The sequence below is a fragment of the Actinomadura rugatobispora genome, from assembly GCF_055379765.1.
This window is the reverse complement of sequence record NZ_AP029191.1, coordinates 8,794,862-8,807,873: the sequence shown is the minus strand read 5'-3', so window position 1 is coordinate 8,807,873 and position 13,012 is coordinate 8,794,862. Positions and strand designations below refer to the sequence as shown.

The following is a 13,012-nucleotide window of genomic DNA, read 5'->3' as shown; positions in this document are numbered from 1 at the left end:
CCACGACCAAGTTCGGAAGCACGGAAGAAGGAAGCCCACCCCCATGATGTCACTCAGCGCACCCCTCAGACGCCGCTCGGTCATCGGGACGACCCTCGCGCTCGCGCTCACCCTGTCGGCGTGCGGGACCACCTCCGAGGGCGACGACAAGGAGTTCGACGTCCTGTTCATCGGCGGTGTCACCGGCCCCACCGCCGCGACGGTCAAGGCGACGACCGACGCCCTGGAGGCGGCCGCGGCGTCGGTCAACGAGGCCGGCGGCATCGCCGGGCGCCGCGTCAAACTCCAGTTCAAGAACTCGCAGGCCGACCCCACCCGCGCGGTGAGCCTCCTGCAGGAGTCGCTGTCGGGCTCGAACCCGCCCGACGCGGTGATCCCGAGCGGGTCGAGCGCCGAGGCGCTGGCGCTGGTGCCGCTGCTCACCCGCAAGAAGATCGTCTCGGTGGGCTTCGGCGCCAGCCCGCTGCTCAACGACCCGAAGAAGTACCCGTACCACTTCCAGACCGCCCCCAGCAGCGCGGCGCAGCTCACCGGCCTGCGCCCGCACCTGGAGAAGAAGGGGGTCAAGAGCCTGGGCGTCCTGGTCTCCAAGGACGAGTACGGCAAGGGCGTCGTGCAGGCCATCAAGGAGCGGATGGCCGGCAGCGCCATCAAGGTGAACGCCTTCGAGTTCGTGGCGACCGACGTCGACCTGTCCGTCTCCTACCGGCGCATGCTCGCCACCAAGCCCGACTTCGTGTTCCTCGACACGACCGGTGAGGCCGCCGTCCGGCTGATGCAGGCCCGGACGCAGGCCGGCGGGACGAGCGTCCCCACGGCCGCCGGCATCGGGATGTCGCTCACCGCTGGCGGGCCGTACAAGTACGGGAGCCGTGAGTCCAACGAGAACCTCGAGATCCTCGTGTTCAAGGTCGAGGTCGCGGTGCCGGAGAGCCAGCAGTCGCCGACGTTCAAGGACTTCTACAAGCGGTACACCGGCGGCAAGCCCACCACCCAGAGCCTGTCCACCCCGTCACTCGCCTGGGACGAGCTGCGGCTCCTCGCCGCGGCGGGCGCGCGGCCGGGGGCGCTCGACAAGACCCCCGACTCCCTGGTGAAGGCGTTCTACAACCTGCAGATGCCGGCCGGGCACTGGCTCACCGAGACCCAGTTCAGCTACACGCCGGACCGGCACACGCCGATCCCGCCGCCGGACGACTTCCCGTTCATCCCGTCCTCGCCGCAGGTCAACGGCCAGTACCAGGTCAAGTCGGCGCAGTAGCCGGCGCACCGGAAGAAGGGACAGCGGATGACGCTCTGGACCGATCTGGGCTCCACCCCGTTCACGGTCCGCAGGGTGCGGGTCGGCGACTGGTCGACGCGCGTGCTGGAGGCGGGCGCGGGCACGCCGCTCGTCATCATGCACGGGACCGGCGGCCACCTGGAGGCGTTCGTGCGGAACGTCCCGGCGCTCGCCGAACGGTTCCGGGTGATCGCCTACGACTTCCCCGGTCACGGGCGCACGACGCCGGCCACCCGCGACCTCGAGATCGCCGACTACCAGGAGCACCTGCTCGGGCTGCTCGACGAGCTCGGGCTCGGCCGCGTGCATCTGAGCGGCGAGTCGCTCGGCGGATGGGTCGCGGCGGGGTTCGCCGCGGCCCATCCCGAACGGGTCGACCGGATGGTCCTGAACACGCCCGGCGGCTCGATGGCGACCCCCGAGGTCATGGACCGCATCAGGACGCTCAGCCAGGGCGCGGCCGACGATCCCAGCCCGGAGCGCATCCGCGCCCGGCTGGAATGGCTGATGGCCGATCCCGCGTCGGTCACCGACGAGCTCGTCGCCGTCCGCCGGGCGATCTACGCCCAGCCGGGTTTCGCGCGGTCGATGCGGCACATCCTGTGCCTGCAGGACCCGGAGGTGCGGCGCCGCAACATGCTCACCCCCGAGATCCTGTCGAGGATCGAGGCGCGGACGCTGGTGATCTGGACCAGCCACGACCCGTCCGGCCCCCCGGACGCGGGGGCCGAGATGGCCGGCCGCATCCCGAAGGGCGAGTTCCGGCTCATCGACGGCGCCGGGCACTGGCCGCAGTGGGAGCAGCGTGCGGAGTTCGACCGGACGGTCCGGGAGTTCCTGGCGCCGGAGGGTGCCGCGTGAGCGGCGGCGTCGCCCCCGAGGCCATCGCCGCCGCGGCCGACCGCCTCGACCGCGCGGCGATCGACCGCGCGGCCTGCGCCCCGGTCGCCGACCTCATCGGCCCGTCGGACATCGACGCGGCGTACGCGGTGCAGTCGGCGCTCACGGACCGGCGGGTCGCGCGCGGCGCCCGGATCATCGGGAAGAAGATCGGCCTGACGTCGGAGGCCGTCCAGCGCCAGGTCGGGGTCGACCGCCCGGACTTCGGGGTGCTCTTCGACGACATGCGCCACCCCTCCGGCGGCACGGTGCCGCTCGACCGGCTGCTGCAGCCCAGGGCCGAGGCGGAGATCGCCTTCGTCCTCGCCGCCGACATCCTCGATCCCGACCCGGCCGTCGTCCGGTCGGCCGCCGGGACGGCGGTCGCGGCCATCGAGGTCGTCGACAGCCGGATCGAGGACTGGCGGATCGGGATCACCGACACGGTGGCCGACAACGCCTCCAGCGGCGTGTTCGTCCTCGGCGACCGCGAAGTGCCGGTCGAGCGCTTCACGCCCGCCGAGGTGTCGATGCGGATGTTCCGCAACGGCGGGCAGGCGAGCGACGGGTCGGGCCGCGCGTGCCTCGGCGACCCCCTCAACGCCCTGGAATGGCTCGCCCGGACCGCGCTCGACATCGGCGCTCCGCTCCGCCGCGGCGACATCGTGCTGTCCGGCGCGCTCGGGCCCATGGTCCCGGTGCGGGACGGGGACCTCATCGAGGCCGACATCCACCCGCTGGGGCGGGTGTCGGCGACGTTCGTGCAGGGCGGCTGACCGCCTGCGCGTGGCCTATCGCTGCTCGGCGGGGTGGGCGTACAGGTCGGGCAGGCGCATCCGGGTGGCCTGCAGCCGGTCGACGATGATCTCGGTGAAGCGCCGCGACAGCTCGTAGGCCATCGCCGGGTCGACGGCGCACAGCGCGCGCAGCAGGGGCGCGTCGAACTCGATCGCGCGCACCGGTGTGCGCGCGCACGCCCCGAACCGCCACCGGTACGGGGCGTGCAGCCAGGACCAGCCCAGCACGTCGCCCGGCCCCAGCGTCTCGATCACGACCGCGCCGCGGCCGGGCACCTGGAGGTCGATCACCACCGCCCCCTCCTGCAGGATCCAGAACCGGTCGGCCGCGCCGCCCTCGTCGAACAGCCGGTGCCCGTCCGGGAAGGCGGCCGGCCGGGCGGTGCTCGCGATCCGCGCCAGCGCCCGCCGGGGCGTCCCGGAGAAGAACGGCTCGTGGGCAAGGGTCATCTCATCGATCATGGCCGGGCCTCCGGCTGCACGATCGCGACCGCGCACGGCGCGTGCTGCAGCAAGGTCCCGCTGGTGGCGCCGAGCAGCAGCGGATCGAACCCGCCCGTCCCGCGGTTGCCGACCACGGCGAGAGCGGCGTCTTCGGCCGCCTCGAACAGCGCCTCGCGCGGCGGGAGCATCGGCACCGACGTGGCCGCCTCGACCTCCGGATACCGGATCCGCCAGGGCTCGACGGCGTGATCCAGCCGGGTCTGGCACATCTGCAGCAGCTTCTCCTGCTCGGAGAACAGCGCGAGATCGGCTTCGGGCACCGCGCTGGGCTCCCAGCAGCCGTGGACGGCGAGCAGCGACCACCCGCGCAGCGCCGCCTGCCGGAAGGCGAAGGCCAGCGCCGCCTCGCCCCCGGGCGACCCATCGACACCCGCGACGACCAGCCCACTCCGTGCCGCCGCGTTCCGCACCACCACGACCGGACAGGTGGAACGGGCGGGCAGCCGCAACGCGGTCGACCCCACCGGCAGCTCACCCCGTCCGCGCGCACCCACGACGGCCAGTTCGGCGTCACGGCACTGGTGCTTCAGCGCGACGTGGGCGGGCCCGTTCATCAGGTGCCGGCGGACCGCGACCGTGGGCTCGGCCCGCTGCGCCAACTCCGCACCGTGGTTCAGGACGTGCTGGCCCACCCGCTTGAGGGTCGCGGTGCCCTCGTAGTCGATGTAGTCGATCGGGTACGGCCAGCGCCAGGCGTGCACGACCTCCAGCGGAAGCTCCCGCAGCCGCGCCTCCTCCACCGCCCACGCCAGGGCGTAGTCGCTCTCCTGGGACCCGTCGTAACCGACGAGCACATACCTCCCCATGGTGAATCCCCCTCCTGGTCCGGCGCCGCCACCCCCGGCCTCCAGGCTCGATGCTGCGACGCCCCGAAGGACCGGACCAGGGACTTTCGTCCCGAATGGGCCTCGGGGCGGCCCTGGTGAGGGTCAGGCGCCGACGGTCTCTCCGGGGACGCGGACGACCGCCACCGGGCATTCCGCGTGGTGGAGCAGCGCGTAGCTGACCGACCCGAGCAGCAGGCCGCGGACGCCGCCCAGCCCGCGCGACCCCACCACCAGCAGCCGGGCGCCGACCGAGGCGGTCATCAGGGCCTCCCGAGGCGGCCCGGACACGACCTTCGCCGTGGCCTCGACGCGCGGGTGGCTCTCCCGCCAGAAGATCAGGAGCTGCTCCAGCCGCGTCCGGGCCGCCTCGCGCAGGCCGTCGGCGTCCACCAGCGGCGGCAGGTCGTCCGGGCGCGCGGAGTCCCAGGCGATCACGGCGGTCAGCCGGGCGCCGTGCGCCTCGGCCTCGGTGAACGCCAGCGCCAGGGCGGCGCGGGAGGCCGGGGAGCCGTCGACGCCGACCACCACCGTGCCGGGCTCCTGTTCGGGGGCGGGTTCGGGCTCGCCGCGCACCACCACCACCGGGCACGGGGCGTGCGCGGCCAGCTGGGCGCCGACCGAGCCCAGCATCAGCCCGGTGAAGCCGCCCAGGCCGCGCGAGCCCACCACGACGAGATCGGCGTCGGCGCCCGCCTCGATGAGCCTGGCCGCCACCGCCCCCCGCTCCAGCAGGAGGTTCACCTTGAGATCGGGGGCGATCTCACGGACGCGCCCGGCCCCCGCGTCCAGGGTCTCCTGGGCCGCCGCGCGCAGGTCCAGCGCGGGCATCGCGATCGCCCCGCCGATGTAGAGCCCCCAGACATGGACCACGGTCAGCGGCACCCCGCGGGCGCTCGCCTCCGCGGCCGCCCAGTCCAGCGCCCGGACACCGGCCTCGGACCCGTCGTAGCCGACCACGACGCCATTGCTCATGTTCATGCTGTTCTCCTGCCCCTGCGGATCGGTCACCTGCAGTCTTCTGCCCGGTGACGTCCGGTATCAGAGGGCGTCGGTCCATGACCATGAGGACCTTCGGCCCTCCGCCGGGGCCGCGCGCGGGAGAAGGGTGGAGGGGAAGGCAGGAGGTGCGCGATGAACATCTGCTCGTTCCCCGCGTTCGCCGACCCCCGCGACGGCTGGGGACACATGGGAAACGGGGCCTGGGCGGGCTGGATGATGGGCTGGGGCCTGCTCCTCCTGCTCCTCACCGTGGCCGCGGTGACCGTCGCCGTCGTGCTGGTCATCAGGGCCACGGAGCGCCCGCCCCGCACCGCCCCTCCCGCCGTCGGCCGCCCGGACGACGGCGTGGAGCGCGGCCGCGGCATCCTGGCCGAGCGCTACGCCCGCGGCGAGATCGACACCGCCGAGTACCGCGAGCGCCTGGCCACACTGGCGGGCCCGCCCGGCGATCCCGGCTGAACGTTGCCGGGCGGTCCAGCAGGAACAGCCGAGCGCGCGGGCACGGCCCCTCATGGGAGGGGTCACGGCCGGGGGTCGTCGTCCAGGGGCTCGAAGCGCGCCAGCTGCTCCTCGACGAGGGAGAGGATCTCGTCGTGGCCGTCGGTGATCCCGAGCATGCCGTCCATGGCCAGCCCGCGGGACAGCGCGACGGTCAGAACGGCCAGCGCGGACGGGGTCGGGCCGCCGCCGTCGGTGGCCCGGCTCTTCACGGCGTGCTCGAGTATCTCCTTCTGTATCCGCCGGTACCTGCGCGTGTAGGCGACGAGTTCGGCGTGGACGACCTGCCGGTGGTGGGCCAGCGCGAGGAACTCGATGGTCAGCGCGCTGTCGCGGGGCTCGCTGCTGACCTCCCACAGGGCGCGCAACGGCTGGTCGGCCTCCGCGGCGCGCTCCAGCCGCCGGACGGTCGCGTCGGCCCCGCGGCGGAAGACGGCCAGGAACAGCTCGTCCATCGTGCGGAAGTAGTAGTAGACCAGGGCCTGGTTGACGCCCGCCTTCGCGGCGACCTTCCGCGTGGTGACCGCGGCGTACCCCTCCTCCAGCAGCAGTTGCGTCGCCGCCTCGATCAAGACTGCGCGGGTCTTGGAGTCCCTGCCGGGACGGGGATCGCTCATGGCGCCGTCGCGTGCGGGAGGCCGGGGGTGCGGGCGGTGGGAACCACCCGGCCACTCTATCCACCCTTGACCTGCGCCGCCCCCGGCTGTTAGGCATATGCCCAAGGATATTTAGGCGGGTGCCTAGACAGGGTGGGAACGAGCGTGCCCGATCCATCACCCTGAGCGCGCCGGCCGGTCCGCGGGGCGGTCCACCTCACTCGTCCGGAGGAGAGATCATGTCCATCGCCTTCACCCCCGTCAGCCCGGAGATCGGCGGCGAGGCCACCGGTCCCACGGGACGCCTGCTGCTCGAACCCGGCAACGCCGAGAGGCTCCGCGCCGCGCTGGACGCCCACGGGGTGGTGATCTGCCGCGAGGCGCACCTGGAGGACGGCGACCTCGTCGCCCTGAGCAGGCTCCTGGGCGAGGTGGTCGTGGCCCCGATGGGCGGCGACACCGACCACCCGGAGATCTCGACGATCAGCCTGGACCCCGCCAAGAGCGAACTGGCCGCCTACCGCGCGGGCACCTTCTACTGGCACATCGACGGCGCCAACGACGAGATCCCGCAGAAGGCCACCCTCCTGGTGGCCCGCCAGGTGTCCGACGAAGGCGGCGACACCGAGTTCGCCAACACCTACGCGGCCTACGAGGCGCTGCCGGAGAGGGAGAAGGAGGAACTGGAGGGGCTGCGCGTGGTGCACAGCTTCGCCGCCGCCCAGACGCTGGTGCACCCCACGCCCTCGGAGAAGCAGCTCGCCGCCTGGCGGCGGGTGCCCTCCGGCGAGCATCCCCTGGTGTGGACGCGCCGCAACGGCCGCAAATCCCTCCTGGTCGGCGCCACCACCGACCACGTCGTGGGCATGCCGCAGGCCGAGAGCCGCGCGCTGCTCGACCGTCTGCTGGAATGGTCGACCCAGCCGCGGTTCACGCTGCGGCACCACTGGACCCCCGGCGACCTCGTGATCTGGGACAACACCGGAATGCTGCATCGCGCGCTGCCGTACCAGCCGACCTCCCCGCGGCTCATGCGCCGCACGACCCTCGTCGGCGAAGAGGCCGTCGCCTGACAGGCCGGCCATCACCGCCGCACCGTTCAGACCATCAACCTTGGAAGGACGACCCGACATGGCACGCGTTGAACCGCTCCCCATCAAGAAGTGGCCGCCGGAGATGCGCGAGGCGCTGGCCGCGATGGTGCCGCCGGCGCCCCGGCACTCGCAGCCGACGTCCGAAGGCCGTCCCAAGGCCCTCAACACGCTGGGGACCTTCGCGCACCATCCGGCCCTGGCGCGTGCCTTCTTCACCTTCAACGGCCACATCCTGATGGCGACCACGCTCACCGAGCGGCAGCGCGAGCTCCTCGTCCTGCGGGTCGCGACGCTGCGCTCCTGCTCCTACGAGTGGGCCCAGCACGTTTTCATGGCGCACGACGCCGGCCTCACCGACGATGAGATCGGCCGCGTCGCCTGGGGCGCGGACGCGCCGTACTGGGACCCGCTCGACGCGGCCCTGCTCCGCGCGACGGACGAACTGATCCGCGACGGCGCGATCGCGGATCCGACCTGGGCCACGCTGTCCGGCGGCCTCGACGAGCAGCAGCTGATGGACGTCATCTTCACGGTCGGCGCCTACGAGACCCTCGCCTGGCTGATGCGGTCCTTCGACCTGGAATTCGACGAGGACCTGCGCCGGGACACCTGACCTCTCCCCACGACTCGCACGCCCCCGGCGGCCCCGCCGGGGGCGTTCTTCACGCGCCGGCGCCCCGCCGCCGGCGGCCGAGTTCCTTTCTTCAAAATACATAAAAGATCTCTGGCGACTGTAAACCGGCGAAGTGAGGCGCGCGTCACGGGCCTTATCATTTGATCTCCAGGGCGGTGGACGAACTTTCTCGCGATAGGGCGAAAACTTGACCTGACAATCGGGCGTCCCACGTAGAGAAGGGTCGAACACGTCCCGAGAGGAGATCGCATGAGAATCACGCTGCGGCTGATGGTGGCGGGCCTGGCCGCCGCCATTGCCGCGCTCGTCGCCGGCGTCGGCGCCGTTTCCGCCAATGCCGACGGACCGGGGACCGACAGGCGGATCGTGGCGGCCATCGAGGCCCAGCCGTGGAAGGCGCTCAAGAAGGGCGACCGGGACTACCGGGTGGCGGCCGCGCGCTGCTTCCTGGCCCAGTTCGGCTACTTCAGGAACTGCGACCCCAGGGCCGCCGGCTCCGACGTCTTCGATGACGCCCTGGTCACCGCCGTCAAGAAGTACCAGGCCGCCCGCGACCTCGAGGCGACCGGCGGGCTCAACGCCGAGACCTGGGTCACGCTCCGCGCCGACCACGGCGTCGCACGGCCGGGCGACACCCGTTCCCACCTGGTCAAGGGACTGCAGCACTCGCTGAACATCCTGGGCGACGCCATCCCGGTCGACGGCGTCTACGGGAACAGGACCAAGACCGCCGTCTGGAATTTCCAGAGCCGCAAGGAAATCGGGGTCGACGGCACGGTGGGGCCGATCACCTTCCGCGCCATGTTCGCGCAGGGCTCCGAGAACCTGCGCACTCCCCGATGACCACGACTCGATCGGCCGCGCACTCCCACTGAAACATCATCCGGGGCTGGGAGTGAAAGGTCGATATCCGGGTGGCCGCCGTCCGGCGGCCGCCCGGAGCCGCTATTTCTTCGGCCCGATATTCGCGGTGCATTCGTCGACGGAGGCGCCCGGAAGCCGGTGGCGAAGCACCCCGGTGAATCGATCGAGATCCCGGACGAAGATTCCCTGGGAATCCTTGAAGAGGGCGGCATGCCCGAGTCGCGCTGCTCGGCCGTCGCCCGGTGGGGCGGAGAAGTTCACGGCGGCGTTCCGAACCGGCGCCGCGGCGCGGGCGTCGCATGCTGATGTGAACGATCTTCCGCCCGCGTCCGAGGGGAGATAGCGTGCCCGGCCCCCTGCTCTTCCTGCTCGTCGTCTTCGGGTCCATCGCCGGGTTCGTCGGCGTCCTCTTCCTCATCGGCTTCGTCCTCACCGGGCTCGCGTCCCTGTTCTCCGGCGGCACGTCGTCCAGTACGAGCGGCGGCTTCTTCGGAGGGGGCTCCTCCGGGAACCGCTCGGACTCCTCCCGCAACGAGAACGGCGGGTGCGGGGGCTACTCCTGCGGTTCCTCCTGCGACTCCTCCTGCGGCGGCGGTGACTGACCCGCCAGCAGCACCCCCGCGCCGCCCAGGACCAGGCCCGCGATCGCCAGGCCGTCGAGGGCCTGGCCGACCAGCGCGAACGCCAGCAGCGCCGTCACCGAGGGCGTCAGGAAGAACAACGTGGCGACCCGGCTGGCCGACGCGCGCTTCAGCATGGTGTTCAGCAGCAGGAAGGTCCCGATCGAGTTGACCAGCACGATCCAGGCCAGCGCCCCGCCGAAGGCCGTCCAGTCGCCGACCCGTGGGGTCTCCCAGGCCAGCGACGCCAGGCCCAGGACGGGAGCGGCGACGAGGAACTGCACCGCGGTTCCGGTCCGCACGTCCATGTCGGCGGCGAACCGCTTCTGGTAGAGGGTGCCCAGGCTGAGCCCCAGCACCCCGGCCACGCACAGCACGGCGGCGGTGCCCGCCGCGGCGGCCGCCGGGACGGCGATCCGGTCGGCGACCGCCAGCACCACGCCCGCCGCGCCGAGCGCGAACCCCGCCCATCGGCGGGCGCCGATCCGCTCCCCCAGCAGCGGCCCGGCCAGCAGCGCGATCAACACCGGGTTCAGCCCCTGCACCAACGCCACCACGGCGGCGGGCAGGCCCATGCCCAGCGCGGTGTAGAGGGCGCCGAACTGGACCGCCTGGATCAGGAGGCCCGTCACCGCCAGGTGCGCCAGCCGCCGTCCGCGCGGCCAGGGCGCGCGCACCGCCACCGCGTACGCGGCCAGCAGCACGCCCGCCAGCGCGAACCGCGCGAAGGTCAGCAGCAACGGCGGCGCCGCGTCCACCCCGATCACCCCGGCGATGAACGCGCTGCTCCAGAGCACCACGAACGCCGTGGGCGTCACCGCTCGGACGGCCCGGCCGCCGCGGCCCGCCGTCCCCGCGGGCGGCGGGGACGTGCGGCTCCCCCGGCGCAGGCCGATCGCCATGAGCCCTCCAAGTAACCGGTCGATGTGGTTATCCCATCTGGTCACGACTCTGGGTAACCTGTCAATACGGTTATCCTGGAATGGTGGAGTTCACCTTCGTCAGCGGCGACGCGGCCCTCGACCTGGCCGGCACCGTCCGGTACCGCCGCCACGAGCGGTGCGAACTGCTGACCGGGCCCGCCGAGGCGGCGCGCTGGACGGTGGCCGCCGGGCTGCTCGACGCTCCCCCGCACGCCGGCGCGGCCGACCTGGCCGCCGCGGTCGCGCTGCGGGAGGCGATCTACCGCGCCGCCACCGCGGTTCTGCGCGGCGAGCATCCCGCCGCCGCCGACCGCGACGCCATCAACGACGCGGCCGCGCGGCCCCCCGTCACCGTCCGCCTCACGGCCGAGGGCGGCGTGGCGCGCACCGGTGACATGGCCGCCGCGCTCGCCGAGGTCGCCCGCGCCGCCGTCCACCTGCTCACCGAGCCCCTCGCCTCCGCCATCAAGGAATGCCAGGACCCGCGCTGCACCCGCCTGTACGTGGACCACTCACGGCGCCGCTCGCGCCGCTGGTGCGACATGCGCGAATGCGGGAACCGCGCCAAGGCCGCCGCGTTCCGCGAGCGCAACCTCGCCGGGCCCTGACCGCTTGTCAGGGGCATGCGCTTGACTGCCCCCATGGACGGTGAGCAACTGGCGGCGGCCGTGGCCCGCCTGATGGGCGTGGGTGCCGGTGACCTGACGTGCGACGAGCCCGGGCATCCGGACGGGCACACCTGCCTGCCGATCTCCGGCGGCGCGGACGTGGACGGCCTGATCGAGACGCTCACCAAGCGGTACGCCGGCCCGTTCACCCACGCCGCATCGCCGTCCCTGCGCTTCGCGGAGCAGGCCGGCCGGACGCACGCCTGGGTGTGGGACGACCGGGCGGTCACGCTGGGGCGGGGCCCGGACGGCCGGCCGTTCATAGCTGTCGCGGAGCGGGACATCCCTCGCCCGGAGGAGCTGCCCGCGGAGATGTCCTGGGTAGAACGGCTGGTCGCGATCACCGCCGGGACGGCGTCACCCGTGCCCGCGCCCGACTGGGCGGCGGTCGAGTCCCGCCTGGGCGCGCCGCTGCCGGGCGACTACAGGCGGATCGTCGAGACGTTCGGCTGCGACGGCCTGTTCGACGCGTTCTTCCAGGTCTTCACCCCCGATGAGCTGATCTGGCATGCCGAGGTCCACGCCGGAGACGACCTCGCCCCGGGAGACGAGCATCCGCCCTTCCCCGCCCCGTCGGGAGTGATCCCCTGGTCGAGCAACGAGCACCAGGAGACGTTCTTCTGGATCACCGAAGGGCCCGATCCCGACCGCTGGCCCGTCTACGCCGTGGACAGCCTCGGCGACGGCAGCCGTTTCGAGTGCACGGCGACGGAGTTCCTGTTCCGCCAGATGACCGATCCGGACCACCCGTTCTTCACACGGTCGGACAACCTCCGCGGGCACTGGTTCATGAAGTTCGCCCGATCCGGCGCCTGACGCGCCCGTCCGGCTCCGCACCGACCGGTGCACCGGGCGACCTATCATCGTGACGTGGTAGTTGAAAGAGAAATTACCCCGGGCGGCGCGGACGCGGCGCGGGTCGAGGTCCTCACCGCGCGGGACGTCCCGCTGGGCGGCCCCCGGGCGATGAGGGTGCGGCGCACGCTGCCGCAGCGGGCCCGCACGCTGATCGGCGCCTGGTGCTTCGCCGACCACTACGGCCCCGACGACGTCTCCGCCGGCGGCGGCATGGACGTCGCGCCGCATCCCCACACCGGCCTGCAGACGGTGAGCTGGCTGTTCGGCGGGGAGATCGAGCACCGCGACAGCATGGGCAACCACACGCTCGTACGGCCCGGCGAGCTGAACCTGATGACGGGCGGCCACGGCATCAGCCACTCCGAGGTCTCCACCGCCCGCGCCACGATCCTGCACGGTGTCCAGCTCTGGGTGGCACTGCCCGAGGAGCACCGGCACACCGGCCGCGACTTCCAGCACCACGTCCCGGACCCGGTCCGGCTGGACGGCGGCGAGGCCAGGGTGTTCCTCGGCTCGCTGGCGGGCGCGGCCTCCCCGGTGCGGACCTTCACGCCGCTGCTCGGCGCCGAGATCACCCTCGAGCCGCGGGCGGCGGTCACCCTGGCGGTGGACCCCGGCTTCGAGCACGGCGTGCTCGTCGACGCTGGGGACGTCCGCGCGGCCGGAACCCTCCTGCGGCCCGCCGAGCTCGGCTACCTCGGCGCGGGCGCCGGCACGCTGACGCTGGCGAACGAAGCGGACACCGCCGCCCGCATGCTCCTGCTCGGCGGACCGCCGTTCAACGAGCGGATCGTCATGTGGTGGAACTTCATCGGCCGGAGCCACGAGGACATCGTCGAGGCGCGGGAGGCGTGGCAGAACGCCTCCGGCCGTTTCGGCGCCGTCGAGGGCTACGACGGGGACCGCCTCCCCGCGCCGGCCCTGCCCAACGCCACCCTCAGCCCCCGCGGCAACCCGTCGCGCTGAGGG

The 13,012-nt window shown here is 72.8% G+C and carries 16 protein-coding genes; 11 read left to right on the top strand and 5 right to left on the bottom strand.

Annotation, left to right across the window (positions count from 1 at the left end; genetic code table 11):
- Nucleotides 1-43: 43 nt before the first annotated feature.
- Genes ACZ466_RS39640 through ACZ466_RS39630 form a run of 3 tightly spaced genes read left to right on the top strand, consistent with a single transcriptional unit; the run spans nucleotide 44 to nucleotide 2,937 of the window.
- Complete coding sequence (locus ACZ466_RS39640; protein ID WP_378281478.1) at nucleotides 44-1,261, top strand: ABC transporter substrate-binding protein; 1,218 nt, start codon at nucleotides 44-46, stop codon at nucleotides 1,259-1,261.
- A 27-nt stretch (nucleotides 1,262-1,288) separates the two neighbouring features.
- Nucleotides 1,289-2,143 (top strand): alpha/beta fold hydrolase, encoded by an 855-nt coding sequence (locus tag ACZ466_RS39635; RefSeq protein WP_378281479.1) that lies wholly within the window; start codon nucleotides 1,289-1,291, stop codon nucleotides 2,141-2,143.
- Nucleotides 2,140-2,937, top strand: a complete 798-nt coding sequence (locus ACZ466_RS39630; RefSeq protein WP_378281480.1) for a 2-keto-4-pentenoate hydratase — start codon at nucleotides 2,140-2,142, stop codon at nucleotides 2,935-2,937. Before ACZ466_RS39635 ends, ACZ466_RS39630 begins: the two co-directional genes overlap by 4 nt.
- Before the next feature lie 15 nt (nucleotides 2,938-2,952).
- Here the strand turns inward: ACZ466_RS39630 and ACZ466_RS39625 are convergent, their stop codons facing one another.
- From ACZ466_RS39625 to ACZ466_RS39615, 3 genes are all read right to left on the bottom strand, one after another.
- Nucleotides 2,953-3,408: a Crp/Fnr family transcriptional regulator gene (locus tag ACZ466_RS39625; RefSeq protein WP_378281481.1), complete on the bottom strand. Its 456-nt coding sequence runs from the start codon at nucleotides 3,406-3,408 to the stop codon at nucleotides 2,953-2,955.
- Nucleotides 3,409-3,416: 8 nt separating this feature from the next.
- Complete coding sequence (locus ACZ466_RS39620; protein WP_378281482.1) at nucleotides 3,417-4,268, bottom strand: universal stress protein; 852 nt, start codon at nucleotides 4,266-4,268, stop codon at nucleotides 3,417-3,419.
- 123 nt (nucleotides 4,269-4,391) lie between these two features.
- Complete coding sequence (locus ACZ466_RS39615) at nucleotides 4,392-5,267, bottom strand: universal stress protein (RefSeq protein WP_378281483.1); 876 nt, start codon at nucleotides 5,265-5,267, stop codon at nucleotides 4,392-4,394.
- Nucleotides 5,268-5,420: 153 nt separating this feature from the next.
- Here ACZ466_RS39615 and ACZ466_RS39610 point away from each other — a divergent pair, with 153 nt between their 5' ends.
- Nucleotides 5,421-5,747, top strand: coding sequence for an SHOCT domain-containing protein (locus tag ACZ466_RS39610; RefSeq protein ID WP_378281484.1), 327 nt, complete (start codon nucleotides 5,421-5,423; stop codon nucleotides 5,745-5,747).
- Nucleotides 5,748-5,809: 62 nt separating this feature from the next.
- On the opposite strand, the gene ACZ466_RS39605 is transcribed toward ACZ466_RS39610, so the two are convergent.
- Nucleotides 5,810-6,403 carry a TetR/AcrR family transcriptional regulator gene (locus ACZ466_RS39605; protein ID WP_378281485.1) on the bottom strand — a complete coding sequence of 198 codons (594 nt, stop codon included), beginning with the start codon at nucleotides 6,401-6,403 and terminating at the stop codon, nucleotides 5,810-5,812.
- Nucleotides 6,404-6,621: 218 nt separating this feature from the next.
- On the opposite strand from ACZ466_RS39605, the gene ACZ466_RS39600 reads away from it, so the two are divergent.
- From ACZ466_RS39600 to ACZ466_RS39585, 4 genes are all read left to right on the top strand, one after another.
- On the top strand, nucleotides 6,622-7,455 hold the full coding sequence (locus tag ACZ466_RS39600) for a TauD/TfdA dioxygenase family protein (protein ID WP_378281486.1): 834 nt from the start codon (nucleotides 6,622-6,624) through the stop codon (nucleotides 7,453-7,455).
- 58 nt (nucleotides 7,456-7,513) lie between these two features.
- Nucleotides 7,514-8,089 carry a carboxymuconolactone decarboxylase family protein gene (locus ACZ466_RS39595; RefSeq protein WP_378281487.1) on the top strand — a complete coding sequence of 192 codons (576 nt, stop codon included), beginning with the start codon at nucleotides 7,514-7,516 and terminating at the stop codon, nucleotides 8,087-8,089.
- A 270-nt stretch (nucleotides 8,090-8,359) separates the two neighbouring features.
- Nucleotides 8,360-8,953: a peptidoglycan-binding domain-containing protein gene (locus ACZ466_RS39590; RefSeq protein WP_378281488.1), complete on the top strand. Its 594-nt coding sequence runs from the start codon at nucleotides 8,360-8,362 to the stop codon at nucleotides 8,951-8,953.
- A 365-nt stretch (nucleotides 8,954-9,318) separates the two neighbouring features.
- On the top strand, nucleotides 9,319-9,576 hold the full coding sequence (locus ACZ466_RS39585) for a hypothetical protein (RefSeq protein WP_378281489.1): 258 nt from the start codon (nucleotides 9,319-9,321) through the stop codon (nucleotides 9,574-9,576).
- On the opposite strand, the gene ACZ466_RS39580 is transcribed toward ACZ466_RS39585, so the two are convergent.
- The gene (locus tag ACZ466_RS39580) at nucleotides 9,528-10,496 is read right to left on the bottom strand and encodes a DMT family transporter (RefSeq protein ID WP_378281490.1); all 969 of its coding nucleotides are present in this window, start codon (nucleotides 10,494-10,496) and stop codon (nucleotides 9,528-9,530) included. The genes ACZ466_RS39585 and ACZ466_RS39580 overlap by 49 nt on opposite strands.
- 80 nt (nucleotides 10,497-10,576) lie before the next feature.
- Here ACZ466_RS39580 and ACZ466_RS39575 point away from each other — a divergent pair, with 80 nt between their 5' ends.
- The 3 genes from ACZ466_RS39575 (at nucleotide 10,577) to ACZ466_RS39565 (ending at nucleotide 13,009) form a co-directional block, all read left to right on the top strand.
- Nucleotides 10,577-11,125, top strand: a complete 549-nt coding sequence (locus ACZ466_RS39575; RefSeq protein WP_464041863.1) for a CGNR zinc finger domain-containing protein — start codon at nucleotides 10,577-10,579, stop codon at nucleotides 11,123-11,125.
- Nucleotides 11,126-11,158: 33 nt separating this feature from the next.
- Nucleotides 11,159-12,001 carry an SMI1/KNR4 family protein gene (locus ACZ466_RS39570; protein WP_378281492.1) on the top strand — a complete coding sequence of 281 codons (843 nt, stop codon included), beginning with the start codon at nucleotides 11,159-11,161 and terminating at the stop codon, nucleotides 11,999-12,001.
- A gap of 150 nt (nucleotides 12,002-12,151) precedes the next feature.
- A complete protein-coding gene (locus ACZ466_RS39565; RefSeq protein WP_464041862.1) occupies nucleotides 12,152-13,009 on the top strand; it encodes a pirin family protein in 858 nt (285 codons plus the stop codon).
- The last annotated feature ends 3 nt before the right edge of the window (nucleotides 13,010-13,012 follow it).

Excerpts from the sequence above, each read along its gene's own strand:
- ACZ466_RS39640 (WP_378281478.1), top strand. The coding sequence starts at position 44 with ATGATGTCACTCAGCGCACCCCTCAGACGCCGCTCGGTCATCGGGACG.
- ACZ466_RS39635 (WP_378281479.1), top strand. The coding sequence starts at position 1,289 with ATGACGCTCTGGACCGATCTGGGCTCCACCCCGTTCACGGTCCGCAGG.
- ACZ466_RS39625 (WP_378281481.1), bottom strand. The coding sequence starts at position 3,408 with ATGACCCTTGCCCACGAGCCGTTCTTCTCCGGGACGCCCCGGCGGGCG.
- ACZ466_RS39620 (WP_378281482.1), bottom strand. The coding sequence starts at position 4,268 with ATGGGGAGGTATGTGCTCGTCGGTTACGACGGGTCCCAGGAGAGCGAC.
- ACZ466_RS39615 (WP_378281483.1), bottom strand. The coding sequence starts at position 5,267 with ATGAACATGAGCAATGGCGTCGTGGTCGGCTACGACGGGTCCGAGGCC.
- ACZ466_RS39610 (WP_378281484.1), top strand. The coding sequence starts at position 5,421 with ATGAACATCTGCTCGTTCCCCGCGTTCGCCGACCCCCGCGACGGCTGG.
- ACZ466_RS39605 (WP_378281485.1), bottom strand. The coding sequence starts at position 6,403 with ATGAGCGATCCCCGTCCCGGCAGGGACTCCAAGACCCGCGCAGTCTTG.
- ACZ466_RS39600 (WP_378281486.1), top strand. The coding sequence starts at position 6,622 with ATGTCCATCGCCTTCACCCCCGTCAGCCCGGAGATCGGCGGCGAGGCC.
- ACZ466_RS39595 (WP_378281487.1), top strand. The coding sequence starts at position 7,514 with ATGGCACGCGTTGAACCGCTCCCCATCAAGAAGTGGCCGCCGGAGATG.
- ACZ466_RS39590 (WP_378281488.1), top strand. The coding sequence starts at position 8,360 with ATGAGAATCACGCTGCGGCTGATGGTGGCGGGCCTGGCCGCCGCCATT.
- ACZ466_RS39580 (WP_378281490.1), bottom strand. The coding sequence starts at position 10,496 with ATGGCGATCGGCCTGCGCCGGGGGAGCCGCACGTCCCCGCCGCCCGCG.
- ACZ466_RS39575 (WP_464041863.1), top strand. The coding sequence starts at position 10,577 with ATGGTGGAGTTCACCTTCGTCAGCGGCGACGCGGCCCTCGACCTGGCC.
- ACZ466_RS39570 (WP_378281492.1), top strand. The coding sequence starts at position 11,159 with ATGGACGGTGAGCAACTGGCGGCGGCCGTGGCCCGCCTGATGGGCGTG.
- ACZ466_RS39565 (WP_464041862.1), top strand. The coding sequence starts at position 12,152 with ATGAGGGTGCGGCGCACGCTGCCGCAGCGGGCCCGCACGCTGATCGGC.